This window comes from Alkaliphilus crotonatoxidans, assembly GCF_054658015.1.
The window spans coordinates 120,484-146,339 of the sequence record NZ_BAAHXS010000003.1 but is presented as its reverse complement, the minus strand read 5'-3'; the positions used below and the strand labels follow the sequence as shown (position 1 = coordinate 146,339).

At 37.0% G+C, this 25,856-nt stretch carries 21 protein-coding genes; 4 read left to right on the top strand and 17 right to left on the bottom strand.

Annotated features, from left to right (window positions below):
- Window positions 1-98 precede the first annotated feature (98 nt).
- On the bottom strand, window positions 99-1,652 hold the full coding sequence (locus tag ACYQ1I_RS01665) for a GHKL domain-containing protein (protein WP_459761828.1): 1,554 nt from the start codon (window positions 1,650-1,652) through the stop codon (window positions 99-101).
- Window positions 1,653-1,667: 15 nt separating this feature from the next.
- Window positions 1,668-2,417, bottom strand: a complete 750-nt coding sequence (locus ACYQ1I_RS01660; RefSeq protein WP_459761827.1) for a LytR/AlgR family response regulator transcription factor — start codon at window positions 2,415-2,417, stop codon at window positions 1,668-1,670.
- Window positions 2,418-2,620: 203 nt separating this feature from the next.
- On the opposite strand from ACYQ1I_RS01660, the gene ACYQ1I_RS01655 reads away from it, so the two are divergent.
- Genes ACYQ1I_RS01655 through ACYQ1I_RS01645 form a run of 3 tightly spaced genes read left to right on the top strand, consistent with a single transcriptional unit; the run spans window position 2,621 to window position 4,738 of the window.
- Window positions 2,621-3,709, top strand: a complete 1,089-nt coding sequence (locus ACYQ1I_RS01655) for a TlpA family protein disulfide reductase (protein ID WP_459761826.1) — start codon at window positions 2,621-2,623, stop codon at window positions 3,707-3,709.
- Window positions 3,706-3,852 (top strand): CD1871A family CXXC motif-containing protein, encoded by a 147-nt coding sequence (locus tag ACYQ1I_RS01650; RefSeq protein WP_459761825.1) that lies wholly within the window; start codon window positions 3,706-3,708, stop codon window positions 3,850-3,852. Before ACYQ1I_RS01655 ends, ACYQ1I_RS01650 begins: the two co-directional genes overlap by 4 nt.
- A gap of 7 nt (window positions 3,853-3,859) precedes the next feature.
- Entirely contained in the window at window positions 3,860-4,738 is an 879-nt protein-coding gene (locus ACYQ1I_RS01645; RefSeq protein WP_459761824.1) for a 4Fe-4S binding protein, read from the top strand.
- Window positions 4,739-4,836: 98 nt separating this feature from the next.
- On the opposite strand, the gene ACYQ1I_RS01640 is transcribed toward ACYQ1I_RS01645, so the two are convergent.
- The 4 genes from ACYQ1I_RS01640 to ppsA (ACYQ1I_RS01625) form a co-directional block, all read right to left on the bottom strand.
- Window positions 4,837-5,490: a GntR family transcriptional regulator gene (locus ACYQ1I_RS01640; protein ID WP_459761823.1), complete on the bottom strand. Its 654-nt coding sequence runs from the start codon at window positions 5,488-5,490 to the stop codon at window positions 4,837-4,839.
- A 372-nt stretch (window positions 5,491-5,862) separates the two neighbouring features.
- Window positions 5,863-7,254 (bottom strand): tyrosine phenol-lyase, encoded by a 1,392-nt coding sequence (locus ACYQ1I_RS01635; protein ID WP_459761822.1) that lies wholly within the window; start codon window positions 7,252-7,254, stop codon window positions 5,863-5,865.
- A 202-nt stretch (window positions 7,255-7,456) separates the two neighbouring features.
- Window positions 7,457-7,978 carry a GNAT family N-acetyltransferase gene (locus ACYQ1I_RS01630; protein ID WP_459761821.1) on the bottom strand — a complete coding sequence of 174 codons (522 nt, stop codon included), beginning with the start codon at window positions 7,976-7,978 and terminating at the stop codon, window positions 7,457-7,459.
- 191 nt (window positions 7,979-8,169) lie between these two features.
- Entirely contained in the window at window positions 8,170-10,794 is a 2,625-nt protein-coding gene (ppsA, locus tag ACYQ1I_RS01625; RefSeq protein WP_459761820.1) for a phosphoenolpyruvate synthase, read from the bottom strand.
- 198 nt (window positions 10,795-10,992) lie between these two features.
- Between ppsA (ACYQ1I_RS01625) and ACYQ1I_RS01620 the strand changes: the two genes are divergently transcribed.
- Window positions 10,993-11,577 carry a TetR/AcrR family transcriptional regulator gene (locus ACYQ1I_RS01620; protein ID WP_459761819.1) on the top strand — a complete coding sequence of 195 codons (585 nt, stop codon included), beginning with the start codon at window positions 10,993-10,995 and terminating at the stop codon, window positions 11,575-11,577.
- Between the two features lie 225 nt (window positions 11,578-11,802).
- Here ACYQ1I_RS01620 and fucO read toward each other — a convergent pair whose 3' ends face one another.
- The 11 genes from fucO to ppsA (ACYQ1I_RS01565) form a co-directional block, all read right to left on the bottom strand.
- Window positions 11,803-12,957, bottom strand: coding sequence for a lactaldehyde reductase (fucO, locus tag ACYQ1I_RS01615; protein WP_459761818.1), 1,155 nt, complete (start codon window positions 12,955-12,957; stop codon window positions 11,803-11,805).
- 15 nt (window positions 12,958-12,972) lie between these two features.
- Window positions 12,973-13,338, bottom strand: coding sequence for a sensory rhodopsin transducer (locus ACYQ1I_RS01610; protein WP_459761817.1), 366 nt, complete (start codon window positions 13,336-13,338; stop codon window positions 12,973-12,975).
- Window positions 13,339-13,412: 74 nt separating this feature from the next.
- Complete coding sequence (locus ACYQ1I_RS01605) at window positions 13,413-14,426, bottom strand: autoinducer 2 ABC transporter substrate-binding protein (RefSeq protein WP_459761816.1); 1,014 nt, start codon at window positions 14,424-14,426, stop codon at window positions 13,413-13,415.
- An 83-nt stretch (window positions 14,427-14,509) separates the two neighbouring features.
- Window positions 14,510-15,487: an ABC transporter permease gene (locus tag ACYQ1I_RS01600; RefSeq protein WP_459761815.1), complete on the bottom strand. Its 978-nt coding sequence runs from the start codon at window positions 15,485-15,487 to the stop codon at window positions 14,510-14,512.
- Window positions 15,471-16,484 (bottom strand): ABC transporter permease, encoded by a 1,014-nt coding sequence (locus ACYQ1I_RS01595; protein ID WP_459761814.1) that lies wholly within the window; start codon window positions 16,482-16,484, stop codon window positions 15,471-15,473. Before ACYQ1I_RS01595 ends, ACYQ1I_RS01600 begins: the two co-directional genes overlap by 17 nt.
- The gene (locus tag ACYQ1I_RS01590) at window positions 16,462-18,006 is read right to left on the bottom strand and encodes a sugar ABC transporter ATP-binding protein (protein WP_459761813.1); all 1,545 of its coding nucleotides are present in this window, start codon (window positions 18,004-18,006) and stop codon (window positions 16,462-16,464) included. Before ACYQ1I_RS01590 ends, ACYQ1I_RS01595 begins: the two co-directional genes overlap by 23 nt.
- Window positions 18,007-18,071: 65 nt before the next feature.
- Entirely contained in the window at window positions 18,072-18,890 is an 819-nt protein-coding gene (rhaD, locus tag ACYQ1I_RS01585) for a rhamnulose-1-phosphate aldolase (RefSeq protein WP_459761812.1), read from the bottom strand.
- Window positions 18,891-18,900: 10 nt separating this feature from the next.
- Entirely contained in the window at window positions 18,901-20,175 is a 1,275-nt protein-coding gene (rhaA, locus tag ACYQ1I_RS01580; protein WP_459761811.1) for an L-rhamnose isomerase, read from the bottom strand.
- Window positions 20,176-20,195: 20 nt separating this feature from the next.
- Window positions 20,196-21,641: a rhamnulokinase gene (gene rhaB / locus ACYQ1I_RS01575; RefSeq protein ID WP_459761810.1), complete on the bottom strand. Its 1,446-nt coding sequence runs from the start codon at window positions 21,639-21,641 to the stop codon at window positions 20,196-20,198.
- Window positions 21,642-21,778: 137 nt separating this feature from the next.
- Window positions 21,779-22,792 carry an AraC family transcriptional regulator gene (locus tag ACYQ1I_RS01570; protein WP_459761809.1) on the bottom strand — a complete coding sequence of 338 codons (1,014 nt, stop codon included), beginning with the start codon at window positions 22,790-22,792 and terminating at the stop codon, window positions 21,779-21,781.
- Between the two features lie 317 nt (window positions 22,793-23,109).
- Window positions 23,110-25,725 (bottom strand): phosphoenolpyruvate synthase, encoded by a 2,616-nt coding sequence (ppsA, locus tag ACYQ1I_RS01565; RefSeq protein ID WP_459761808.1) that lies wholly within the window; start codon window positions 25,723-25,725, stop codon window positions 23,110-23,112.
- Window positions 25,726-25,856 lie beyond the last annotated feature (131 nt).

Here is a 25,856-nt window from a genome sequence, read left to right as displayed (position 1 = left end):
ATTTACGCCTTTTTAATATTTCTTCCCGAAAGCACCTCAATACATCAATAAAGGCTTCTAAAATAGTACAAGCTCGAAAAATAAGATGCTTAACAAAATCAACAGCAACAGCTTTCTACCTTGCTTGAATTATTTTGATGAGTAATATTTAAGCTTTGAATAAATACATCATCATTTACACATGAATTTAAGGCTACCGACGGATACTCGTTGATAATCATATCGACAATCTTCAACCCTATTCCACTGTGTCCTTCCTTTGTAGATCTATTTTTTTGAATTCCTTCCCTCATCTTTTCATTTGTAATTGTATTTTTTATAATATAGGATGTCATGGTTTCATTGCTCCGGATAATCATTTCAATATACCCGTTATGAGTATTTATACATTCCTCAATGGCATTATCAAGTAAAATTCCTAAGATTCGTGTTAAATCTATTATGTCTATCCCTAAATTAAAATCATTTTCGTTAAGTTTAATTTCCAGGCTAATGTTTTCTTTAATGTTATAGGCATGAGATAATTTTAAATACAAGAAAGCCCTCAGAGGCTCTGATGGAATCTGACATAACTGAGAGAATAAATAGTTTTTTTCAAGCTCCACTACTGCAAAAGGATAAATTTTCTTCCAGAAAAAATTCTTCATCCCTTGATTATCGCTTTTCTCCACATAATTTCCCATTGTTAGAAAAACATTTTTAATATCATGACGGATATTAGCCATAGCCTCTAAATTTTTGTCTAAGGAAGCATAGTAGGTCGCTGTGTTTTTACTTTCCCATTTCATCAGCATTAAAGTTTCTTTGTATTGGGTTACTTTAAATAATAAGATAATGAACATAATTTGAATAAGAAGAATTGCAATGGAAAAGACAGACAGTATGATTTGAAGGACACGGCTGGATGTCCTTGTCAGTGCAAAAGGAACATGCAAAAATGTAAAAACAACAGCAGTAAAGCACGACAGATAGATAATATATTTTTCTGTCTTTGGATATCTTGTTCCAATTGAATTTAGATGGTTTAGCGGGATTTCCAGCTTTTTCTGCAGGAAATAGGTTGTCCCCCACAAAATCAATAAGATACTCCCTTCCATAACAATTAATCCGGCGGGTGCCGAATTTAGCTGTTGCCGGAAAATTTCGTAGGTATAATCCCCAGCAATTTGAAAAATAAAGGAAGTCAACGATAGATATATAAAAGCAGCATAATAACAAAACATTTTACCTTTTAAATGCTTCATTCGTATCTTCCCAAATCCAAAAAGAACCGAGAAAATAATTAAAAACAATAGACTATATCCAAAAAAGGTATGGCTTGAATTAAATAAATGCCTCGGAAATAGGAAGGCGGCAAAAAGCAGCACATAGTCATACCTGTCAAACGGAAGTATCTTCATCAAATATAACTCGACGGTCAAAAGTAGTGAGAACATAATAGAAATCATCGATTCAGATTTAATATTAGTTGATCCTACCCAATTAATTCTCAATACTGCAAAACTGATTACCCACACGAACCTTTTTTTACCATCTAATCTTTGTGATATGATTGCTGCTAAAATCACAAAGCCAAAATGTAAATAAAACAGCATAATCTCTTTCATACCGGTAATAAATAAGCATTTTAGATCTCCCATTGGGTATAACATGATTCCTGACCCCTTCTATCCTTTAATTTCCTTCCTAACAAAATCCTTTAGCTTTCCATAAGAGCAGGCAACCATTTCCCCATTAGAAAGCTTCAACTGTGTATTTTCAACACCAATAATATAATACTTATTGACAATTACAGAACGATGGCTTTGTATAAAATCGTCTCCCAATATTTCCAGTGCATGCTTGATGGTATCCCGTACCGTTATTTTCGAGCGATCTAATGTATGATAACAAATATTATGGGCAACGGTTTTTAACGTTTCAACATATGTAATTCGGCTAATCGGAAGCTTGATTATTTCATCAATTCCGATGGGTATCTCTATACTTCTCTCAGAAACTCCGCTTGATACCAATAAAAGCTCAGATGCCATTTTTAAATATTTTTCATATTCCCGTATCATCCTACTCTGATTGATATCTTTTTTAATAAACCCAAATGGTTCAATCCCACTTTTCAAAATATCCATACTTTTTTCTATGTGGCTCGTAACAAAGACAATTTTAGAAGCCGGATGCTTTTTACGAATGATCCGGCTGATATCAAGTCCATTCAGTTCCCCATTCCCCATATCCAAATCCATAAAGTATAAATAATCTCCCGGATTATTATTCAAAAAGCCCAGGAGTTCTTTTCCACTAGAGGCTATACACAGAATCACCGCAGATATTCTGCAATGGTATATGGTTTCTTTTAAGATATTCGAAAAAATATTTAAAGTAAACAAATCATCATCGCAAATAATAATTTTTAACATTTCACTTTCCTCTCTCTGGTACAAATTATATCAAAAGAAAGATTGTTTACTATGCACTTGTCATGAATAAAGGATTTTTGTCCTGAAATCCGGTACTTAAGTTTTCTTTAAGAGAATAGTTATATGATTGAAGACACATCACATTGTGAGTGGTTTTTCTATGTTAATATTATATCAATTAAATGAAAAGGAGAGTTTAAGATATGTTTAAGAAAAAAATGTATTATTCTAAGATTTCAAAAAAGACAATGGTATTAATACTAATTGTCAGTCTCTCATTATCAATACTATCTGCTTGTGGAAAAGCACCTGATGCTACATCTAATAAGGATGGCTCCTATGCCAATATGGTTGTTCAAGATGTTCCAGAGCGGGGGCTTCGTTTTTCCATTCCTCAAGAAGCATTTGATAAAGGGGTTACGTTGGATCCATACAATGAAAATCTGAACGGCCAACCAATTCAAACGTTATACTTTTATTATACTCCCATCACTGACAAACTCTTTGATGATATGATCGATACCCCAGCTGAAGAGCGAACTCAGGAAATGGTTGATGAATTTTATGAACAATTATATACCCATTCTAAATGTCTTATGAATATTGTACTGTTTACGAAAGAAGAATATCAAAACGCTATTGCTTCCGGGAAATCGCTGGATGAATTATCTGGATACGATAATACAGAGGAATTGGGAGAGAATGATGGTTATATTTATCTTGTTTCTATCCCGACGAATGATCTTGAGGGAATGAGTGAAGAAGAAAAAAGCTTATATGAAGAATGCAGGAAGTATATGGCGACAGTAAAGGAAGAAATTAAATTCATTCCCCTTAAATTAGAATCAAATGAAACAGTACTTCCGACCCAAGTCCCATCCTTTTCTACAAGGGATTTAAATGGGAATCCTGTAACAGAAAAAATATTTCAACAAAAGGATTTGACCATGGTCAATATTTGGGGAACCTTCTGTACCCCCTGTATCGAAGAAATGCCAGAATTGGGTGAAATAGCCCGCTCTATGCCAGAGAATGTTCAAATGGTAGGGCTCATTACAGATATTGAACGGGATGGTGATAAAAATCATAAGCTAGCCCAGAATATTGTGACAAGGGCTAATGCTGATTTTGTACAGATTATAGCAAATGAGGATCTGGAAGATTTGCTGAAAAATATTATAGGGGTTCCCACTACCTTCTTTGTTGATAAGGATGGTTATATTATTGGAGAGCCGATTGTCGGTGCAGATATTGAGGAATATGAAAAGCGTTTGGAGGAATATTCAAAATGATTAACAGGATCAAGGACAAAGTACAGGTTTTTACCTGTATTCTTGCCGTGTTATGTTTAGCTTATGGTATTGGACGAGGTGAAGTGGCTGTCGTTCTTAATAAAGCCATTAATATATGCTTGGAATGTATTGGACTGGGGTGAGACACATATGAAGATAAACTATTCAATTAAGAGAAAATTAATTCAGCTTGCTGCTTTTGGATTCACCAATTCACACATGCTGAATTTTAAAGGTGGAGAGCTATATAAGGGCCCTTGGAAACGGTTTTGTAATCCTGGATTGAACTGCTATTCCTGCCCGGCTGCCTCGCTAGCCTGCCCGATAGGTGCATTACAGGCTGTTGGTGGTTCATCAGAATTTCAATTCAGCTTTTACATTGTTGGGTTTCTGCTGGCTATTGGTGTTTTATTGGGCCGTGTGATCTGCGGGTTTGCCTGCCCCTTTGGATTATTTCAGGAACTATTGCATAAAATACGTTTTCCTAAGCTTAGGCTATGGAAAGGCTTTCTCTACATAAAATATTTTATATTGGTAGTTTTTGTGATACTTCTTCCCGTGGTGGCTACGAACTATATGGGTATGGGAAAACCTGCATTTTGTCAATACATTTGTCCGGCAGGGACATTAGAAGGAGGAATACCACTTTTAAGTACTCATCCGGAATTACGGCAAACAATTGGCTCCCTCTTTACTTTAAAAATATCTATATTAATTTTGACCATTTTAGGCAGTTTGTCCATCTACCGGTTCTTTTGTAAAACATTATGTCCATTGGGTGCTATTTATGGACTAATGAATAAAATCAGTATTTATCATCTAACTGTAAATAAGAACCAATGTATTGAATGTGGGAAATGCAGCAAGGTTTGTAGGATGGATGTAGACCCTGTGAAAAATCCAAATTCTGCAGAATGTATACGTTGTGGTGATTGCTCGGCAGCATGCCCGACACATGCTATTCGTTTGGGCTTTAAAAAATCGAAAAAGGAAGGTAATATACAAGAGGATCAACATGAAAACGTGTAGTAAAAAAAAGAATCGTATCGAATAATTTGTGCTTAAGCAAAGTTAAAAGCTCCTTTCTGGTAAGAATATACATCATTCTACGTCAGAAAGGAGCCTTTTTAAGAGTAATCCTCTTCTAATTCTTCTCTTTGTTTTAATACTTTTTTAAAAATTTCCTCGGCATCCTTATAGTGTTTTTCAGTTAGGTTCATGGCTAATTGATAGTCTTTGCTTCGATATGCATTTAATATTTTCTTATGCATCATAATACTATCCTCTTGAATTTGAGAAGTACCTGTCTCGTAAAAGTTCCTTACCAGCATTTCATGAAGGACATTATACTCCTTAAAGATCTTTTCTAACCTCGAATTTTTTGAGTAGGTGATAAAGGTCTTATGGAACCTATAGTCATAATCATAGAATTCGTCAGTACCGATATATTTCTCTTGAAGCAATAAGTATTTTTCTAGGTCCTTACATACCTTTTCTAGGTCTGACTTCTCAAAGGATAATTTAACCCCTAAATTTACAATGTATAAAAGCACTTCATTGATTTCAAGAAAAGAATTGTAATCAAAGTCAATCACAGTTGCGCCGGATTTGTTAATAGCCGTTATTAACCCATCCTGATTTAGCCGATTAATTGCATCACGAATAGGAGATGAACTAACTCCAAATCTTTCTTGTAAGGCCCTATTGACAAGCTTTGAGCCAAAGGGGATTTCCCTTTTCAATATTTCCATTTTTAAAACATCATAAATTTGATCACTCAAAGATTTTTTGTTAATTAACACACTACTACCCCTGTCTATTTTATAGATAAAGTTAATCTGACATATTATATCACTAAAATAATATTGTGTAAACTAATTCATAAAGAGCCTTTGATTATGTCAACTAGAAAATTTATACCGATCGGGTAGCTTTGAGTATTTCCCTAATGATTATATTTGATACATCTGATTCATCAATAATAAAAGGATTGACACTGCATGGAATGAAGGTTTACGATTATGGTCGGCAGAGCGTAGATTTTGAGGGGAGATTCTAATCTCCCCTCCTTCTTAATTGTGTATATGAGCCTTCGATGTTGGTTTACTATTTTAAAATCAATCAAAATATCGTTAAAGGATTTAAGGTCTTAACTAGTCTGCATAATCAAATTTTGCAGTGAAGAATCTTAATTGAGGTGGTTCGTAAATGAATTTAAGGGGTCTAATATCTTCTTTATGCTTAAATAGATTGATAACTGATTCCGCAACAACATCCATATGCTTATAGGTATAAACCCTTCTTGGAATGGTTAATCTAACTGTTTCAAGCTTTGGCTTATGATTTTTACCTGTCTTAATATCTCGACCGGCTGATACGATACCTCGTTCCATTGATCTAACGCCAGAATCTATATATAGTGAGGCTGCCAGTGATTGAGCAGGGAATTGCTCCTGATCTAAATGTGGACAGAATCTTCTAGCATCCAGGAACACGGCATGCCCACCAACAGGCTCGATAATAGGAACTCCAGCCTCTTTTAGTCGATCTCCAAGATACCTAACCTGTTTTATTCTATGCTCTATATATTCGAATTGCATTGCTTCTCTAAACCCGATTGCTATGGCCTGCATGTCACGGCCCGTCATACCTCCGTATGATGGCATCCCTTCATATACCACGACTAATTCCTTGGCTTTACCAAAAAGCTCTTCATCATTAATAGCCAAGAATCCACCTATATTTACGATACCATCTTTTTTGCCCGACATGGTAGCGCCGTCAGAATAGCTAAACATTTCATGAACGATTTCTTTTATGGTTTTATCCTGATAGCCTTCTTCCTGTTCCTTAATGAAATAAGCATTCTCAACGCATCTTGTAGCATCGTAAAATACCTTTATTCCATACTTATCAGTAAGCTCTCTTACCGCCCTCATGTTTTTCATTGAAACCGGCTGCCCACCGGCTAGGTTAACTGTAACTGCTAAACATACATATGCTATGTTTTCTGCACCTTTTTCATCAATTAATTTTTGAAGCTTGTTTATGTCGATATCTCCCTTAAATGGAATATTAAGACCAGCATCATGTGCCTCATCTTTAATAATATCTACAAATATTCCCCCGTTTTTTTCTTGATGGAATCTCGTAGTGGTAAAGTACATATTGCCGGCAACATATTGTCCTGGTTTAATAGCGATGCTAGAAAGTATATTTTCTGCTCCACGTCCTTGGTGGGTAGGTACAACATATTTAAAGCCAAATAGTTCCCTAATGGTAGATTCTAGGTAAATCCAGTTTTTACTGCCCGCATAGGCTTCATCACCAACCATCATTCCGGCCCATTGCGCATCACTCATAGCATTGGTTCCTGAATCTGTAAGTAGGTCAATATAAACATCTTCTGACTTTAGGTTAAATGTATTGTATCCAGCTTCCTTCATTGCAATTCTACGTTCTTCCCTTGAAATCATCTTAACAGGTTCGACGCTCTTGATTTTAAAAGGCTCTGCTGGATACTTACTTAGGTTCATGTAATCCATAAGGTATTCCCCCTTAATATTTAAGATATATCAGATGCATAATGCATGATGCATCACGATTCAATTTAATTGTATAATGGTAATTATTATATGTCAATAGATAAAAGATTTTACCCTTTTACTAAATTTAACTAAAAAAATAAAAAGGCCCCTTTCCGTTAGAATTGTTATTCTAATTAGAAAGGAGCATCTTTATTTATCCTTACTTAAGCAGTAAATTCATAACAATTACCGTATGCTCTTTATTTCCATAGGTTCTCTTTACTCTTTCCACCTCAACGTATCCCATTTCACACCAAAATTGATGGCCTTTGTGATTCTCCTCTACTACCCCGATTCTTAGTGCCCTGCCATTTTCCTCTGAAACCCAGGCCTTGATCTGATCATGCAATTTTCTTCCCAAGCCTTTTCCCCTTTCGCTAGGGTCAAGCATCAGTAATCCTATTATCCATTCACCAGTTACTTTATAATCTTTAATCATTTCAACAACGGCAATTAAAAGGCCACATTCTTTATAGACTCCGAATACATATTTGTCTTTCAATTCTTTATCGGGCGGCAAATCAAATAGAATGCTGTGCCCGGCATCTTTTTCAGGAGGTCTGCCTTCAACTAACTCCGAAAAATCTGAACATCTTTCACACAGGGCTTGCACATCAATCTCATCATCCCCTGACAATAGCCTGATATTGTATTCAAAAAGATCTCCTATTTTGTTTTTCATCAACATTGCCATCCTTTCTCACGTACCATCAAACAGCGGTCTTTATATGACTTGAAACTAACTAAATTAGTAAATATCTCATGCTGACCTACCAAGTCATATGGTTTATAACCTTCGATTGCAAATTTCTATGTTTGATGAACTAAATTTGTATTGTACTAGCATCCAGTAGACCTTCACTAAGGAGATCTTTATGAGAGTATCTCCACATATCCTTCGGTACCATTTATCCTAATCCGCTGGCCATCTTTTATGAGCTTTGTGGCGTTTTCAACACCGACTACCCCCGGTAGTCCATATTCCCGTGTAATAACTGCGCCGTGTGTGGTGAAGCCCCCTACTTCAGTAACCAACCCTTTTATCGTGACGAACAGCGGGGTCCAGCTTGGGTCAGTAAACTTAGTCACAAGAATATCGCCCTCCTTCAGCTCAGCCTCATCTACTGATAACACTACCCTGGCACGACCTTCCACTATACCACTTGAAACTGGAATCCCCGAAAGTACTCCTTTAGGCAGGTTTCCTGCCCCGAAGCTAGCTGGCGGAACAAATCCTTCAGAGGTAAATACCCGTGGTGGGGTAAGCTTTTCATAACGAGTATATTTTTCTTTTCTTTCTTCTATAATTGAATAGTCCAGCTTATTTGTCCTAACCACATCTCGCAGTTCATCAAAATATAAATAGAATATATCCTCAGCCTTTTTGATCACTCCCTTATCTGCCAGTTTGTATGCTTCTTTCATAAGTGCCCTCTTATAAACCTGATACCGTTGAACAATATAATACTTAGGGTCTTCACGACATCCTATGAAGCTTCGAAGTAAGCTAATACGCTTCTTAATCTTTTTAACCTTCCTGCTTCCTCCCGGCATATTTTTTAAACGGCGGATGATTTCCTCTTCCTTATCCTTTGCCTCCTGTCTTCCCGCCTGGAATCTGATTCGATGCTCTCCCGGCTTTAGAACACGGATATTATTAAGAAGTATAGGGATAAGCTGTGTAGGTTTTTCTTCAAAGCGCCCTCTGGTAATGTCTATCTCTCCGGGGCACCGCATTCCGTATTTATCTAAGAACCCACGAAAGGCTTCACTTGTTTCTTTTCCTCCTGGGAGCCTTTCCATCTCTTCAAAAAACCTCTCATCGCCAGGACTCTGAGAAATGTACTCAAGCACCCTTGGATATTTACGGACAGTATCTGCCACATCACATAAAGCCAACCCCATCTCGGTAGTAACATTATGATCCAGGGATTTGATAAGTATATCAGATACATTCTTATCTCCCAGTAGCCTCTCAACTTTCTTATTGATAGCGTCATTAACCAATATGGCTGCGATTATTGCTCCGAGCATTTTAGGGTTATATGCCATTTCCAGCAGCTTGTCACGATCATTAACTATGAATTCCAGGGCCTCATTTCCCGAAAGCCTGGAAAGTTGTTGATCCATATTCCTAATATCCTTCTTAAATTGATTAATTAATTCCTTAATCATTGAAGGATCATTTTTTCTATATATTTTTATTGTCTCTAAAATTGAACCTATGGTGAAAATGCCACCCTGGATATTCCTTTTCCCCTTTGGGAGGGAGGCCATAAAGCCTTTATCCTCTATAAGATTTTTTATAGCATTCTGTATTAAAGGGTCCTGCTTGCCGCTTGCCATTACTAGACGTCTGCGGCCTATGGTTGAGGACAGGTCATGGGTAATATCTGTATAAATTCTACCGCCTATCTTCTCCATCGAGGCTTCAGAAATCATCTCAAAGAAGGACATGCCCAATGGCTTAATGGCATCGGTCATCATTTGAGTATGCCCAATTGACATATATACACGGGGTTTCTTGGAATCTGTTCCCTCTGGAAGGGGAAATAGGGTAGTAATCGGGCGACTCTGAACAATGTAAAATTCGTTACCGACAAGACACCATTCTATATCCTGTGGAGAACCAAAATAGGCTTCAATTTTCTTTCCCATATTAGCTAGCTTCTGTATCTGATCATCACCCAGCACCTGTTTTTGCTGTCTGCCCTTTTCAATTTTTGTCTCTTGAGTGCCCCCACTTGGGCCCGTTCTGATTTCCAGCTCCTTCGTCCCTATATTTTTCTGTGAAATCCTACCATCCACTACCTTATATATATCCGGGTTTACCAGTCCAGACACTAACGCCTCCCCGAGTCCAAAGCCTGCATCGATGGTGAGGGTTTTTCTATCAGAGGTCATCGGATCAGCTGTAAAAATGATTCCTGAGGCCTCTGACATAACCATCCTTTGTACCACTACGGATAATAAGACCCTTCTGTGATCAAAACCATTTTGTATCCGATAGGTGACTGCACGATCGGTAAAAAGCGATGCCCAGCATTTTATTATATGCCGTATAACCTCATCCTTCCCGGTAATATTCAAGTAGGTGTCCTGCTGACCGGCAAAGGATGCGTGGGGAAGATCCTCTGCTGTGGCGCTGGATCGTATGGCATAGGCATCATTAATACCGTATATGGTTAAAACCCTGGTTATTTCATTTTCAATATCACTTTCCATTCTAATATTTTCAATAATTGAACGTATATTTTTACTTATTAGGGCAATTTCCTCCCTGTCAGTAGATTTTAATTCTGCCAGCTTCCCAATTAATACTTCCAGCTCACCATTATTCTCAATGGTTTTTCTATAGACCTCTGTTGTTACACAAAAGCCATCTGGTACCCTTATTCCCTCAATTCTTGATAATTCTCCAAGATTTACTCCTTTGCCCCCTACGGCCATAGGATCACCTTTGTCAATTTCATGAAATGTTAAAATATATGGCTTCATAATACACCTCCCATTTTCTTAAAATGTTTTAATCGCTCCGCCCTTTAATGCTCTGGTTCTGTTCAGAAAAGCATAAAGTTTTGAAATATAACTATTTTAATTTCATAATATACTTATCAAATGGGATTGTCAATATGTTTTGAAATATAACTTGTCATATTTCAAAACTATGCTATAATTGAATCTGGGTGATAGAACATGAATGGATATGAGAAAAGGACAAAAATTAAGAAAGATTCCATCATTAGTGCTGCCTGGGAGCTCTTTTCCAAGCGAGGAATAACTGATGTCAGTATAAGTGAGATTGCATCCAAGGCTAAAGTTTCGCAGGTTTCTATCTATAATTATTTTGGCGATAAGTTTACCCTCGCCAGGGAAGTACTTGTTTCTTATTTGGATCAAGCAATCAAAGGATATGATGAGATATTGGAAAGGGAAATTCCTTTTTCTGAAAAGCTCAAGCTTATAATGGATCAAAAATACAAGGCAACAGTTGAGTTAAGCCAATCTGCCTTTAGTGAGTGTGCATGGGCAGATAAAACCTTACAGCAGTTATATAAGGAGGCTGTAAATTCAAAAGCAATCTCGGTATATATTAAATTTATTGAATTGGGCAAAAAAGAAGGGGCCATTGATCAAAGCATTCCCAATGACGCCATTTTGGCATATCTTCTTTCTTCGGTTTCTATTATTGAGCAATCTGATTATCTTAAAACCAGCCCTGAATACAAAATGGGAATACTGAGATTATTTTTTTATGGTTTATTGGGAAAGGAAAAATAGTTAAAAATCAATTGAACTGCTTTTTTTAAATGCCCTTGCCTTCAGCCACTTCCTGTGTCTGTTCAAAATGATTAGCAATATCCTGTGCGACTAGCTTTGATAAATTACTTTTTAAATTGGCAAATCCTTTATAGTCAATGCATAGAATATCTATGCCTTTATAAAGGATTTGTCAATTCTTCATCATTCTCTTTTTACTAATAAACTTACATTTTAACAGCTTTATTAAAATGCTGCCCTATAGATTTCAATAATATCCTCTTTCTTAGGCTCCTTTGGATTACCTGGAGTACATGCATCTAGCAATGTTAATTCAGCTAGTTTCTCAAAATCTTCCTCTTTAGCTCCAAGCTCCTTTAATCCAGATGGAATACCAACATCCTTAGATAGTTTTTCTACAGCTTTAATTGCTGCTTCGTTTGCTTCTTGTGTTGACAATCCTTCTACTTCTTCTCCCATAGCCATAGCTACTTGTCTTAATTTAGCACCAGTTGCTGAAGCATTAAATCTCATTACATGGGGAAGCAGCACTGCATTACATACACCATGAGGTAGATCATAAAACCCTCCAAGTTGATGTGCCATTGAATGTACAATTCCTAACCCACAGTTACTGAATGCCATGCCTGTGATATATTGCCCATATGCCATCTTACTTCTTGCTTCTAAATTCGAACCCTCACTTACCGCCTCTCTTAAGCTTTCAGAAATAAGCTTTATTGATTCCAACGAAAGAGTATCTGTAAGCCTTGATGCTCCTTTTGTTATAAAGCCTTCAATTGCATGGGTTAGTGCATCCATACCAGTTGCAGCGGTTAAATCTTTAGGCATTTTAAGCATTAATTCTGGATCATTAACAGCTATTGTAGCTAAACTATTGCTATCTACCAACACCATTTTTGCTTTTCTTTCTTCATCTGTAATGACATAATTAATCGTTACTTCACTGGCTGTTCCTGCTGTTGTATTAATAGCTATAATCGGTAATCCTTTGTTTTTAGTTTTATTTACCCCTTCATATTCTCTGATATCTCCAGGATTCGTGGCCAAAATAGAAACCCCTTTAGCACAGTCCTGTGGAGATCCTCCCCCGATAGATATTATGAAGTCGCAATTATTTTCTTTTAAAACACTTAAACCATCATAGACATTTTTAGTAGTTGGGTTTGGTTTAACATCAGAAAATACCACATAGTCTATCTTAACTTGATCTAATACCGAAAACACTTTACCTGCAACACCAATATCAACTAGCACCTTATCGGTTACAACAAGTGCTTTTTTAAGCTTCATTTTGATAATCTCTGGCCCTATTTCCTTTACTGCTCCTGGGCCAAATAAATTTAATTGTGGAAAATACATTCTCCTTACTTCTAGCATAATTAATCCTCCCTTTTAATAGGCAATCGTTGTCATAAGTGTCATTTCTGCTTGGGTTGTATCCATCCTGCTATGTTGAACCACTATATTATAATCACTTTCAATCTTTAGTGCATATGGAACGCCTACAGGAATTTTTTCACCATTTTTGCCAGTTATTTTATCTAGCCTAATATGATTAGTTCTTTCAGCTCTACATGTTGATTTAAAGCTTTTAATGGGTTCCCTGTCTTCAAAATAAACTGTTATATTAATATTAGCATCGCTTTTACCAGTATTGACAACACATATTGCTTCGTGGCTTATAAAATCTCCATTGCTCTTTTCAGGTAAAAAACCGTCGGGTATAATCCATACTCTTTTTCCTAATGCATCAGACATAGTATCACCTTCCTTTAGGAGTTGCTGTATAAAAGCAGTTATTTTATAAACTAATCTGCTCTGAAGTTTGACTACTAGAAATCATAATCATCTACATTATCCTTAGTAAAGTCTAATGGATCACCCATTATGACAGTTGTTTCTTCTGGAATGTATTTTACTTCTCCAACCCCTTCAAAGCTTTGACCGTCAACGATTTCTTTTCCATCTATCACATCATTGGCAACCTTAACAGTTAAGTATCCAAGCATCCTTGGGTCCCAAAGGGTTGCGCTCTCGGCTGCTCCGCTCTTTAAATATTGACGCATACCATTTGGCGTTGCAAGTCCATATAATTTTATTTTACCGATCATATCCATTTGTTCAATTGCTTGAGCCGCACCGGGTTCTGCAACAGTTGATATAGCCGCTATCGCCTTAAGCTCTGGGTATGCTTTTATTAGGTTTTGGGTTTGTGAAAAGGCTTTTTGTTGATCTTCTTCACTTGGAGCAATTGTTACCAATTCAACATTGGGATATTGATCCTTTAACTGTTCCTTCATCCATTCAATCCAAGTATTTTGATTTGCTGCTGTAAGTGATGCTGTTAAAATTGCAAACTGACCTTCTTCTCCAATTCCCTTTGCTACATTATCCATTATATGTCTACCAAGCTGCTCTGAAGAAACTTGGCTTACAAATATATCTCTGATCTCCATATCTGTATCTGCATCATAGGTGAGAACTTTGATACCAGCTTCCTTTGCCTTCTTAAGTATTGGCGCAACTGCCGCAGGATCGTTAGGTGAAACTGCTATTGCATCTACTTTTTTAAATATTAAGTCTTGGATAATGTTAACCTGCTGTGCTGCATCTGCTGCTGTTGGTCCATTATAGATAAATTCAACTCCCAATTCGTCGGCAGCTTTTTGGGCCCCTTCAGCACAAATATCGAAGTATGGGCTACCCATCACCTTTGGCACCATGGCGATTACTATTTTATCATCACCGCCAGCTCCCACTTCATTACTTCCATTATTCCCTCCGCAGCCTGCCAATAGAGATACTGAAAGTAATAAAACTAAAACAATACTTAATGCTCTCTTCATTTAAATTCCTCCCTTTTTTATTTTAAGTCTATTAAAATATTTTAATAGACTTGTAAAACTAGTTTAAGTATCCAAGGGTTTTTCTAAGCATTTGAATTTTTTAGCTTATGCTTTACAAATAATGAAGCTTGGTTTTTAATGATAGGGTAATTATTGATTACAAGTACTACTATCAATGCAACCCCCATAAAGAGTGTTCTCATAAAAGGACTTACTCCCATATGATTAAGACCATTTCCTAGTACAGCAAATATACTTACTCCTATAACCGTTCCACCGATATTACCAGATCCGCCCGCTATGTTCGTTCCGCCCAAAACTGCTGCTGCCACACTCTGAAGTACATAAACAGCTCCCAGATCTGCCCTGGCAGTAGCTACTCTTGAAGATATTACTAATCCAGAAATGCCTGCTAAAAGCCCTGATAATGTATATACAAGAAATAAAACCTTTTCTGTTCTTATTCCAGAGAATTTTGTCGCTGTAGGATTATTGCCTATAAAGTAAACACTTTGCCCCCATGGCGTTTTCTTAAGAATTATCGATAATAAGAATGCTAATCCAAAGAAGATGATTGTCTGAATTGGAATTGGTCCAATATATTCTTGACCAATAACATAGTATGATTCAGGAAAAATCGAAATGGCATTCCCTTTACTTATTACAAGTGAAATTCCCTTAAATAACGTTTGCCCGCCTAGTGTAACTAATAGAGCAGGAACACCAATTCTTGCAACAATAAATCCATTAAATGCACCGCATAAGATCGACACTAAAAGCCCGATTACTATAGACAACAATATGTTACCCGTAGCTCCATAGCATGAAGCTATTACTATGGTCGTAAGACCTGCTATAGAACCAAGGGACAAATCGATGCCCGATGTAATAATTACAACTGTCATTGCTATAGCCATGATTCCTAACTCAGACATTTGCTGGGTTACCGCCAATAGGTTGCCTATAGATCTGAATGAAGGTGCCATAAAGGACATATAAGCTATAAGTAGCAATAAAAACATAAATAGCTTCATTTCACTTGTTTTAAATAGTCGCTTCATACCGCTCACCTCCTGTGCCTAGGTCATCTTCATCTTCAACATCGATAGCATTTTTTTCAGCTTCTAGTTTTTTGCTTTTAATCACATCGATTGAAACAGTTAATATTATTAATGCACCCATAACTACATCCTGCCAATAGGTTTCAACGTGCATAAGTACCATTCCATTTTGAAGTACTCCAAGAATTAATACTCCAATAAGGGTACCCGTTAGGGAGCCACTGCCACCTAAAATATTGGTTCCACCTATAATTACCGCTGCAATAACTGTCATTTCAAAGTTTGTACCGGCATTAGGATCAATCATACCAAGTTGTGAACCGTATAGAATACTTGCAATACCTGTTAACAATCCCATAAAAGCAAATACAAATATATTTACATTTGCCGTATTGATACCAACCCTTTTGGCCGCAATCCTATTTCCTCCAATTGCATATATACTTCTACCAAGTCTAGTATGTTTTATAAGGATATTTGTAAAAATAAATACAACGGCTAAAAATACGATTGGAACTGGGATTCCTAAGAAGCTGGAATTATACATTCCCCTGTACCAATCTGGTAAGCTTGTAATCCATTTCCCCTCAGTATATAGAAGAATGCCTCCTCGATATATGCTCATCATTCCAAGGGTAACGACGATAGGAGGTATTTGGGCACCAGCTATTAAAACAGCATTTATTACACCAAGAACTATACCACAAGCAATGCCTATCAGTATAACCATTAATATATTTGAGGAGGAATTAACAGCGGCAAGACCTACAAATACAGCGGAAAATCCGAGCTGTGAACCAACAGATACATCTATACCTGAGGTAACAATCACAAGAGTCATCCCCATTGCCATGATGGCTAAGATAATATTATTCATAACAATATTTCTTAGATTATCAAGCTGCAAAAAGCTTGGGGAAATCATTGTAATAGCAGCTGAAAGTCCTAATAACATACATGCCATAAAAAATTCCCTAGAATGGACTATTCTCTTCACTTTTTATCTCCCCCTTCTCTCCATTTGATTCAGTACCTAAAGCAATACTCATAATGTCCTCTTGAGAAATATTATTATTATCCACAAATCCTCCAACAACACCTCTTCGCATTACCATAATCCTGTCAGATAGGGCAAGGACTTCCGGAAGCTCCGATGAAATAACAATCACTCCAATTCCTTGATTTGTAAGATTTCTCAGGACCTTGTGAATCTCAATCTTTGCTCCTATGTCAACTCCATTGGTGGGTTCATCGACTATCAATAATTTGGGATTAGAGACTATCCATTTCCCCAAAACTACTTTTTGCTGATTACCACCACTAAGTTGACCTACTTTCATAGTTTCGTCAGCTGGTCTTACATCCAAAGACTTGATCTGTTCCTTCGTAATGTTAATAATTTCTTCATTTTTCAACATTCCTTTTTTATTGGTAAGCCTGTCCATTACTGCCAAGATCATATTCTTGTATATTGGTTCCTCAAGAACAAGGCCTTCAAGGTGTCTATTTTCTGGAACATAACCGATCCCTTCTTCAAGGGCATCTTTAGAATCCTTTATTTCAAGCCTTTTACCCTTAAGCTCCATCGTGCCGCTATCTACGCTGTAAATACCGAATATTGCCTTCGCAAGCTCTGACCTTCCCGAACCAACTAAACCTGTAATTCCCAATATTTCTCCCTTTTTAAGATTGAAGGTGATGTCTTTAAAATTGCCCTTCTTAGTTAAGCCCTTGACCTTAAAAATTTCTTCATCTTCAATTTTATCTCCCTTAAGGGATAGGTATTGGACATCTCTGCCTACCATAAGTTTGATAAGTTTTGGCTCACTTATTTCTGAAATAGGCTTTGAATCTATATACCTTCCATCTCTGAAAACTGTGACCCGATCTGCTACGGTATAGATCTCATCAAATTTATGACTGATAAATAATACTGCAATTCCTTCTTTTTTCATGTTTTCGATTATCTTGTAAAGCTGAAGTATTTCAGCCTTTGAAAGACTTGAAGTAGGTTCATCCATTATAACCAGTTTGGCATTAAAGGTAATTGCTCTAGCAATGGCAACAATCTGCTGCGAGGCTATACTAAGGTCACCAAGTCTTTTATTTGTATCTATCTTGGCCCCAACCTTTTCAATTGCTTTTTTTGCAACCTCCTTTATTTCATTCCATTTAAGCCTTTTTCCCCAAATTCTTTTGTTCCCTATTGCAATATTCTCTGCAACACTTAAATTAGGAAATAAGCTTATATCCTGATAAATAACCGATATTCCCTTTTCCATAGCATCCATCGGATTCTTTATAGCGGTTTTTTCACCATCAATAATCATGTTAGCCCCTTCATCAGGAAAATGAACACCTGCTAAAACTTTTATAAGTGTAGATTTACCGGCTCCATTTTCTCCAACTAAAGCATGTACTTCGCCCTTCCTCAATTCCAAAGAAACGTTATCTAAAGCTTTAACTCCAGGAAATGTTTTACTGACATTAGATAACTTTACGAAAACGTTATCTTGCATATTCTCACCTCCATATTATATAGCAGGCATTACCTTAATTTGCAGCATTGTATACAAAGAGTAAATTACAGAATATCCATAATTTTTACATCGAATGCCTGTGCTAATTGTTTAAGTTCATAGTCGGATATTTTTTGTTTTGGTCCACCCATGGAAAGTACCTTCACTAAAATCTCTGCTGATTTCTCTGCTGTATCTATCAAGCCAAAGGTGTAGTCAAGATCTGGCCCGGCTCCGAAGATACCATGGTATGGCCAAATAACCATGGAGTGCTTTCTCATTTTATGGGATGTGGCAATTCCAATTTCCTCAGAACCCGGAACCATCCATGGCAGTAGTCCAACTCCATCGGGGAATACCACCAGGCACTCTGTACTCATCTGCCATAATGCTTTTGTAAACTTAGCTTCATCAAGTTCTAAAACGTATGTTAATGCGATTAGATTTGTTGCATGGGTGTGGATTATTACTCTATCCTTTCCTTTTGTTAGTTTTACCCTTTCAGCGTGACTTAGCAAATGGGCCGGGAATTCACTTGTTGGGCGCCCTCCCTTGGAATATCCCCATAGGAGCTTATAAGCATCACCCTTTTCATTTATTTTTATGACACCCAGGTTCTCTTTTGGGTCTAAAATTACATTTCTAAAATACTTTCCTGAACCCGTAATTAAAAAATATTCTCCTGCTAATTCCGGTACTTCTATTAGTAATTGTTCTTCTTCTACTTCCTCGTCCTTTGGCTCCAGATATTTTTCTATATCTTCCTTTTTTAATCTTACACTTACATTTCCACCGTTTCTTTCATCCCACCCCTTTAACCACATATCATAGATGACTTTAACCATTTCTAAAATAAAATTTGATTGCAAAACCTCTTTTTTCATCCTTCTCCTCCTACTTCCTCTTTAATAAAACCGCTTCTTCATATTTTTTCACTTCACTTAACCAAGCTTCACCAACAGGAACGTTTTCCTTCATGCAGTAGTAATCCCAAACTGCTGACCAGGGATACGCCTTGAACTCTTCCAATAATGCAAGTCTTGCTGTATAATCTTTATCTAGCTCATATTGCTTTAGCCTTTCTGTGGGTTCAAGCATTGCCTTAAGCAAGGCCTTTATCATATTCCTTGTTCCGATTACCCAAGCGGCAACCCTATTGATGGTTGCATCAAAGAAATCTAAACCAATGTGGGTCCTTTCCATGAAGTTTCCTCTTACTATTTCCTGAGCTATTGCTTCCAGTTCGTCATCTAGAATTACTACATGGTCACTATCCCATCTTACTGGTCTACTTACATGTAAAAGAATTTGATCTACAAATTTTAACACCGCAGATATTTTGTTGGAGACAACCTCAGTAGGATGGAAATGACCGGCATCGAGGCAAAGAAGTTTATTATTTTTTACTGCATACCCCATATAAAATTCATGTGACCCTACCGTATAGCTTTCTGCACCAATTCCAAAGACTTTACTTTCCACAGCATCCAGGTGGTATTCTGGAGAAATTTCTTCTGCAAAGATTTCATCTAAAGCCTCCTTAAGTCTTGTCCTTGGCCCTAATCTATCCACTGGTATATCCTTATATCCATCTGGTATCCAAATATTTGTAACACATGGCGTTCCAAGCTCTCTTCCGAAGTATTCTCCTATTTTTCTAGATGCCTTACAATGGTCTATCCAAAACTGTCTTATTTTGTCATCATGATGACTTAGTGTGAATCCCTCGTCACTATATGGATGTGAGAAACAAGTGGGATTAAAGTCAAGTCCAATCTCTATGTTTTTTGCCCATTCAACCCAGTTTTTGAAATGCTCTGGCTTTAGATTATTCCTTTCAACCTTTTCGGCCCCTGTTTCTGCATATATGGCATGAAGATTTACTTTGTGTTTACCGGGTATCATCGAAAGGGCCTTCTCTATGTCTGCTCTTAATTCTTCAGGTGTTCTAGCCTTTCCAGGGTAGTTACCCGTTACCTGTATTCCACCGGTTAATGCTGTACCAGGATTTTCAAATCCTGATACATCATCACCTTGCCAGCAATGGATTGAAATAGATATCTTTTTAAGTTTTTCCAACACTTCTTCAGTGTCAATTCCCCATTCATCATACATTTCCTTTGCCATTTCATAGGACTTAAGAATTCTATCTTGATTATTTCTGCTCATTCTTATTCCTCCCTTAAAATTTATATTAGTTTAATAAACCTTTCCCAATTCTTTTCAATGTCTTCTGCATGGTTTGGAGCGTATTGTTTTATTTCAAATGAATTTTTTATAATATTTCTTCCCTCTTGCAAAGATTCTATTTGATCCAACGCAATAAACTGCATCATAAGATTACCTAAGGCGGTTGCCTCAACGGGCCCTGCATAAACTGTACATTTAGTAAAATCAGCACAAAGTTGATTTAAGAACTCATTTTGTACCCCACCGCCAACAATATGAATTCTATTGATTTCTTTTTCAGCAATTTCCTTAAGTTCATATAAAATTTGTCTATACTGGTATGCTAGGCTTTCAAATATACACCTTGCAATTTCACCTGGAGTACTTGGAATTGGCTGATTTGTTTCTCTGCAAAACTCCTGTATTTCTAGAATCATATTGATAGGATTTAGAAACCTTGAATCATTGGGATTAATTAAAGATTTGAAGGGCTGTGATTTCTTAGCCAATGTAACCAGTTCTGAGAAGTCATATTGATCTTTATATAGTCTTTTTACTTCCTGTATTAACCACAGTCCCATGATATTCTTTAAGAACCTTATCGTACCTTTAACGCCACCTTCATTGGTAAAGTTATACTTGAATGCTTTTTCGCTGCATAGGGCTGTATTCTTCTCTATTCCCATTAAAGACCATGTACCTGAACTAATATATGCCCAATCTTCACCCTCAGCGGGTACGGCCGCTACTGCTGAACCTGTATCATGGGTTGCAGGTGCAATAACCTTTACCTCATTTTTATTATCTGTTGTATATACTTCCTTTTTTAACTTCCCCACTTTAGTGCCAGGCTTTATGGGTGCCTTTAGTAAGTGTTTTTTGATTTTTATTTGCTCTAATAGCTCATCATCCCAGGAATCATTATGAATATTGTAAATTTGAGTCGTGGTTGCATTGGTAAATTCATTCGTGATTTTACCTGTTAGGCGATAGTTAATATAATCTGGAATCAGTAAGATGTGTTCTGCTTCTTCAAAATCCTCAGGGTTTTTCTTCATATGAACATATAATTGAAAAAGTGTATTGAACTGTAAAAATTGTATTCCTGTCTTTGCGTAAATTCTTCTGCTGCTAACCTTTTCACAAAGCTCGTACATTGCTCCTTCTGTTCTATGATCCCTATAGGCATAGGTAGGAGCAATAATGCTCCCTTCCTTATTTAAAAGTACATAGTCAGCACCCCAAGTATCAACACCTATACTTTGAAACTCTGAAATCTTTGAAATGCCTTCCTTTATTTCCACAATCAATTTATCTAATTCCCAAAGAAAATGTCCATCTACATTGATCATTTGATTTTTAAATCGATGAATTTCTTCTATGGCTAGTTTATTGTCTGCCAGTGTACCTTTAATGATCCTACCACTTGATGCTCCTATATCGACAGCAATGCATACATTTTTCATAAGCACATTCCTTTCAGAAAATTCATTATCTTTAAATAAGATTATATATAAAATGAAGTGCAGGATCAGTAACCTATAAGGGTCTCTTTATTGACCAAAAAAGTGTAAAAAAAATCATCCATATTATGGATGAAAATTCAGGCTCTATTGTTTTTGTTCCTATACTCGTCAGGTGTCAATCCAAAGCATTTTTTAAATATCTTATAGAAGTAGCTTTTATTTGAATATCCAACCTCTTGAATAATATCGTTAATAGAAAGATTTGAGTTTTTAAGAAGTATACAGGATTGATTAATTCTAATCTCTTGTAACAGCTCTATAAATGTCTTTCCCGTCGTCTGTTTAATTATTTTTCCTAGATAATCAGGATTAAAATTAAAGTGTTCTGCTAATTTTTTTATGGAAACATTCCTATATTCTTTTCTCAAATATCTGGTTATTTCCGATTCTATTATCATATTAAATTTATGATTTGATATTTCACTCATATTTGCTTTATGTAACCTTAATAGCTCTGTAAATAGAAGCATCATATATGATCGAATTACTGTTTCTGTACAAAATGATGGATCAAAAAATTCACATAATAAACTCTTCATTATATTTTGTATCTTTTCATTATCACTTGAACGAAAATGTAAATAACGCCTATATATTTTTTTATCGTACAATGTTTTTACTAGAAAATCAGAAATAATATCGTTATCAGCAAGCTGACTCATGACGATCCAATCAAAGAACTCCTTTTTCATCAATATATTAACTCCTATGTCCTTTTCCATGGCTGGTTCTATTGAATGGGATACATTCAAATCAAGAATCAATATTTCTCCTTCCTTAATTTCAATATCATTCTGAGCAATTTTTTGCTTAATTAACCCTGAGTAAACATAGATCATCTCTAAATAATCATGTCTATGTTCATCAAATTTTATAAATCTATCGTGCTTGTGAATACCAATGATTTCATTTTCCTTCATCAGCTTATTACTTTCTATTGTCCATTGGCTGTCTTTTAAATTATTTGCATAGAATGCTTTTATTCTCTTATTTTGTTCCTCTATATCAAAATTTTGCTTTTTTATATTAAGGATTTTATCTTCAAATTTATTTAACGTTCTTAGATATTGATCTAATTCTATAAAATTCATGCTATCCTCCTTGTATTTAGGAACTAACCACTTATAATCCTTCGTTTCTAAATCGTCTTAATTTTTCAACTATAATTATAGCATAGATGTCAAAATAAAAGTGGAAAGAGTTTCCTCTAAATGGATAAGGAAGCGATTGCACCAATTTTGTAACAGAAAAATAGTTAATAAAGGAAAAGCTCCCTTAGTGTCAAGCTAAGGGAACATAAATAATATATCTCTATATTCAAATTAATTCTATAGTTTTCAGACAAAGTATATTCGACAACGGAATTCTGCTGTCTGGGGCAGAAGAGGATGATGTGGAGGTTGCCCCGTTATAGGATTTCTACATACCCTTCTGTTCCATTCACGCATATCCGTTGCCCATCCTTTATGAGCTTGGTAGCATTCTCCACCCCTACAACCGCTGGTAAACCATATTCCCGGGCGATCACTGCTCCATGGGTCATCAAGCCACCAACCTCGGTGACCAGGCCCTTTATCGATACAAACAATGGTGTCCAGCTAGGGTCAGTAAAGGGAGTAACCAGTATATCCCCTTCCTCTAAATCAGCATCTTCCATGTTTAAGATTACACGGGCACGTCCCTCTATCACCCCGGAGGAAACGGCCAGCCCTGGCATCGCTTTAGCCGGGAGATTTTTTCCTTTGTACTCACCTGCAATGATTTCACCATCAGAAGTGATCACCCGGGGTGGAGTTAGTAATTCATATAATTTGTACTCATCTTTTCGTTTGCTGATGATCTGGTAATCCATTTTATTTGTCCGTATGACCTCATGAAGCTCTTCAAAAGTAAGATAGTCTATATCTTCTTTTTCATGAATAACCCCCGCCTGTAGAAGCTGTTCGGCTTCTTTTAATAAAGCCTGCTTATAAATGAAGTAGTGATTAACTATCGCATACTTTGGATATTCCCTGAACCCGCTGAAATTCCGGATTAGGTCGATCATTCCCTTTGTTTCTTTGGCTTTTAATTCACCATCAGGTAAGCGCATTAATCCTTCCAATAGCTCTTGTTCTTTTTGTATAGCTTCCCGTCGTCCCTGCTCAAATTTCTCTTTGCTGGCATTAGGGCCAAAGGTTTTGATATTACTGAGAATTATTGGGATAAGTGTATTTGGTTTTTCACTCCAGCGAGGTTTAGTAATATCGATCTCTCCGCTACATCGCATTCCGTATTGGTTAAGATAAGCATAGATAGCTGCTTGGGTTTCCCTTCCGCCTTTAAGCTTCACCAGTTCATCCAAAAAGTGGTCGTCTTTAACATGCTCTAAATAATCAATTACTTCTGGATAAGGACGAATTACATCAGCCACATCCAATAGGGCCAGCCCCATTTCTGAAGTGACATTGTTCGGTATCGATTGGGAAAGGATATCTACTACGTTCTTTTCACCTAACCACTTGCTCATTTTTTCATTGACCCATAATGAAGCATTGGCAATGGCCATAATCACCCCCATACAATCCGGGGCAAATAGCCGCTTCTTTAATTGCTGGAGATCCTCCAGGATATAATCCAATAAATCTGAGCCTGATCTCATTTGGATATTTTGTTTTAATGCTTCGATGGATGCTTGGCTGCCCTTAATCAAATTAGAAACAATTGACGGGTCGCTCCCTACCAGCGCCTGAATCGCTGCAGACGACATGGCTTTATTGCTCTTACCGGTGATTTCTTCCTTTTGATCAGCCGATGAGAGTTTTATGAAATCCCCCCGCTCTATAATGGTCATGAGTGCGTCTTTAATAAGGGGATCGTGTTGTTCCATATTATTTAATAAAACCTCTCTGCTGTCAGGTGAAGCCAGCGTATGGGCAACATCAATAAACAACCTTCCACCGGCCTTAACCATTTGTCCGGCTGCTGTTAATTGCCATAAAGATAATCCTAATGGTTTCATGGGTGCAGTCATCATTTGTTGATGCCCCACAGATATATAGACGTGGTATTCGTGGTCATTGGTTTCAGGAATGGGATATAAAGCTGTAATTGGCCGACTCTGGACAATATAAACCGTATTATCAACCAAACACCATTCGATGTCCTGGGGGCAACTGAAATGTTCTTCAATCCTTCTCCCTATGGACTCCAGCTGTAAAACCTGCTCATCTGTCAGTGCCTGCCTATTCTGACCCTCAGGGGCTATTTCCTGTTTTTTCGTACCGCCAGCTTTTAAAGCATAAATAGCCAGCTTCTTGGTAGATATCTTCTTATCAATCATCTTACCATCACGTACTTTGTAGGTATCGGCATTCACCAGGCCGGAGACCAGGGCCTCACCAAGACCGAAGCTGGCATCAATGGATAAAACCTTTCTATTAGAAGTAACGGGATCGGCAGTAAACAAAACCCCTGCCGCCTGGGGGAAGACCATCTTCTGAACGACCACAGACAGGTAAACCTTACGGTGGTCAAAGCCCTTTTGAATACGGTATGTTACTGCCCGCTCGGTAAACAGCGATGCCCAGCACTTACTGATGTGCTTTAAGATTGCCGTCTTTCCAATAATGTTCAAATACGTATCCTGCTGGCCTGCAAAGGAGGCCGTCGGTAAATCCTCCGCAGTTGCGCTGGATCGTATTGCATAGGCATCTTTTTCCCCAAGTCTTAAGAGGTAGTGATTGATCTCCTCATTGATATCTTCTGGAATGGCAACCCCTTCAATGCACTCACGAATTTCACCACAAATCTGAGAGATTTTATTCCGATCTTCCACCTTTAATCGTGATAACTGGTCAAGTAATTCGTTAATAGCCGATGCTTCCCCAATGATTCTTTTATAGGCCTCCGTAGAAATGCAAAAGCCCTCTGGTACAAGTATTCCTTTAATCTTAGTAAGTTCCCCCAGATTCGCACCTTTACCACCAACAACCATGGCTTTAGTTTTGTCAATCTCCTGAAAACCAAGGACATAAGAACCCATACATACCCCTCCCATTGCATTATTTCCCATAATCCGCTCCAACATTAGATTAACACTAGTACATTATAGCAACAGTCACTGGGAACAAACAGTCTATATTTACAATTTTTTGTATGCTATAATTAAAGTGG

What these genes read in the sequence shown, in the direction of transcription:
- ACYQ1I_RS01665 (WP_459761828.1), bottom strand. Translation starts at nt 1,652, where the DNA reads ATGTTATACCCAATGGGAGATCTAAAATGCTTATTTATTACCGGTATG.
- ACYQ1I_RS01660 (WP_459761827.1), bottom strand. Translation starts at nt 2,417, where the DNA reads ATGTTAAAAATTATTATTTGCGATGATGATTTGTTTACTTTAAATATT.
- ACYQ1I_RS01655 (WP_459761826.1), top strand. Translation starts at nt 2,621, where the DNA reads ATGTTTAAGAAAAAAATGTATTATTCTAAGATTTCAAAAAAGACAATG.
- ACYQ1I_RS01650 (WP_459761825.1), top strand. Translation starts at nt 3,706, where the DNA reads ATGATTAACAGGATCAAGGACAAAGTACAGGTTTTTACCTGTATTCTT.
- ACYQ1I_RS01645 (WP_459761824.1), top strand. Translation starts at nt 3,860, where the DNA reads ATGAAGATAAACTATTCAATTAAGAGAAAATTAATTCAGCTTGCTGCT.
- ACYQ1I_RS01635 (WP_459761822.1), bottom strand. Translation starts at nt 7,254, where the DNA reads ATGGATTACATGAACCTAAGTAAGTATCCAGCAGAGCCTTTTAAAATC.
- ACYQ1I_RS01630 (WP_459761821.1), bottom strand. Translation starts at nt 7,978, where the DNA reads ATGAAAAACAAAATAGGAGATCTTTTTGAATACAATATCAGGCTATTG.
- ppsA (WP_459761820.1), bottom strand. Translation starts at nt 10,794, where the DNA reads ATGAAGCCATATATTTTAACATTTCATGAAATTGACAAAGGTGATCCT.
- ACYQ1I_RS01620 (WP_459761819.1), top strand. Translation starts at nt 10,993, where the DNA reads ATGAATGGATATGAGAAAAGGACAAAAATTAAGAAAGATTCCATCATT.
- fucO (WP_459761818.1), bottom strand. Translation starts at nt 12,957, where the DNA reads ATGCTAGAAGTAAGGAGAATGTATTTTCCACAATTAAATTTATTTGGC.
- ACYQ1I_RS01610 (WP_459761817.1), bottom strand. Translation starts at nt 13,338, where the DNA reads ATGTCTGATGCATTAGGAAAAAGAGTATGGATTATACCCGACGGTTTT.
- ACYQ1I_RS01605 (WP_459761816.1), bottom strand. Translation starts at nt 14,426, where the DNA reads ATGAAGAGAGCATTAAGTATTGTTTTAGTTTTATTACTTTCAGTATCT.
- ACYQ1I_RS01600 (WP_459761815.1), bottom strand. Translation starts at nt 15,487, where the DNA reads ATGAAGCGACTATTTAAAACAAGTGAAATGAAGCTATTTATGTTTTTA.
- ACYQ1I_RS01590 (WP_459761813.1), bottom strand. Translation starts at nt 18,006, where the DNA reads ATGCAAGATAACGTTTTCGTAAAGTTATCTAATGTCAGTAAAACATTT.
- rhaD (WP_459761812.1), bottom strand. Translation starts at nt 18,890, where the DNA reads ATGAAAAAAGAGGTTTTGCAATCAAATTTTATTTTAGAAATGGTTAAA.
- rhaA (WP_459761811.1), bottom strand. Translation starts at nt 20,175, where the DNA reads ATGAGCAGAAATAATCAAGATAGAATTCTTAAGTCCTATGAAATGGCA.
- rhaB (WP_459761810.1), bottom strand. Translation starts at nt 21,641, where the DNA reads ATGAAAAATGTATGCATTGCTGTCGATATAGGAGCATCAAGTGGTAGG.
- ACYQ1I_RS01570 (WP_459761809.1), bottom strand. Translation starts at nt 22,792, where the DNA reads ATGAATTTTATAGAATTAGATCAATATCTAAGAACGTTAAATAAATTT.
- ppsA (WP_459761808.1), bottom strand. Translation starts at nt 25,725, where the DNA reads ATGGGTTCTTATGTCCTTGGTTTTCAGGAGATTGACAAAACTAAAGCC.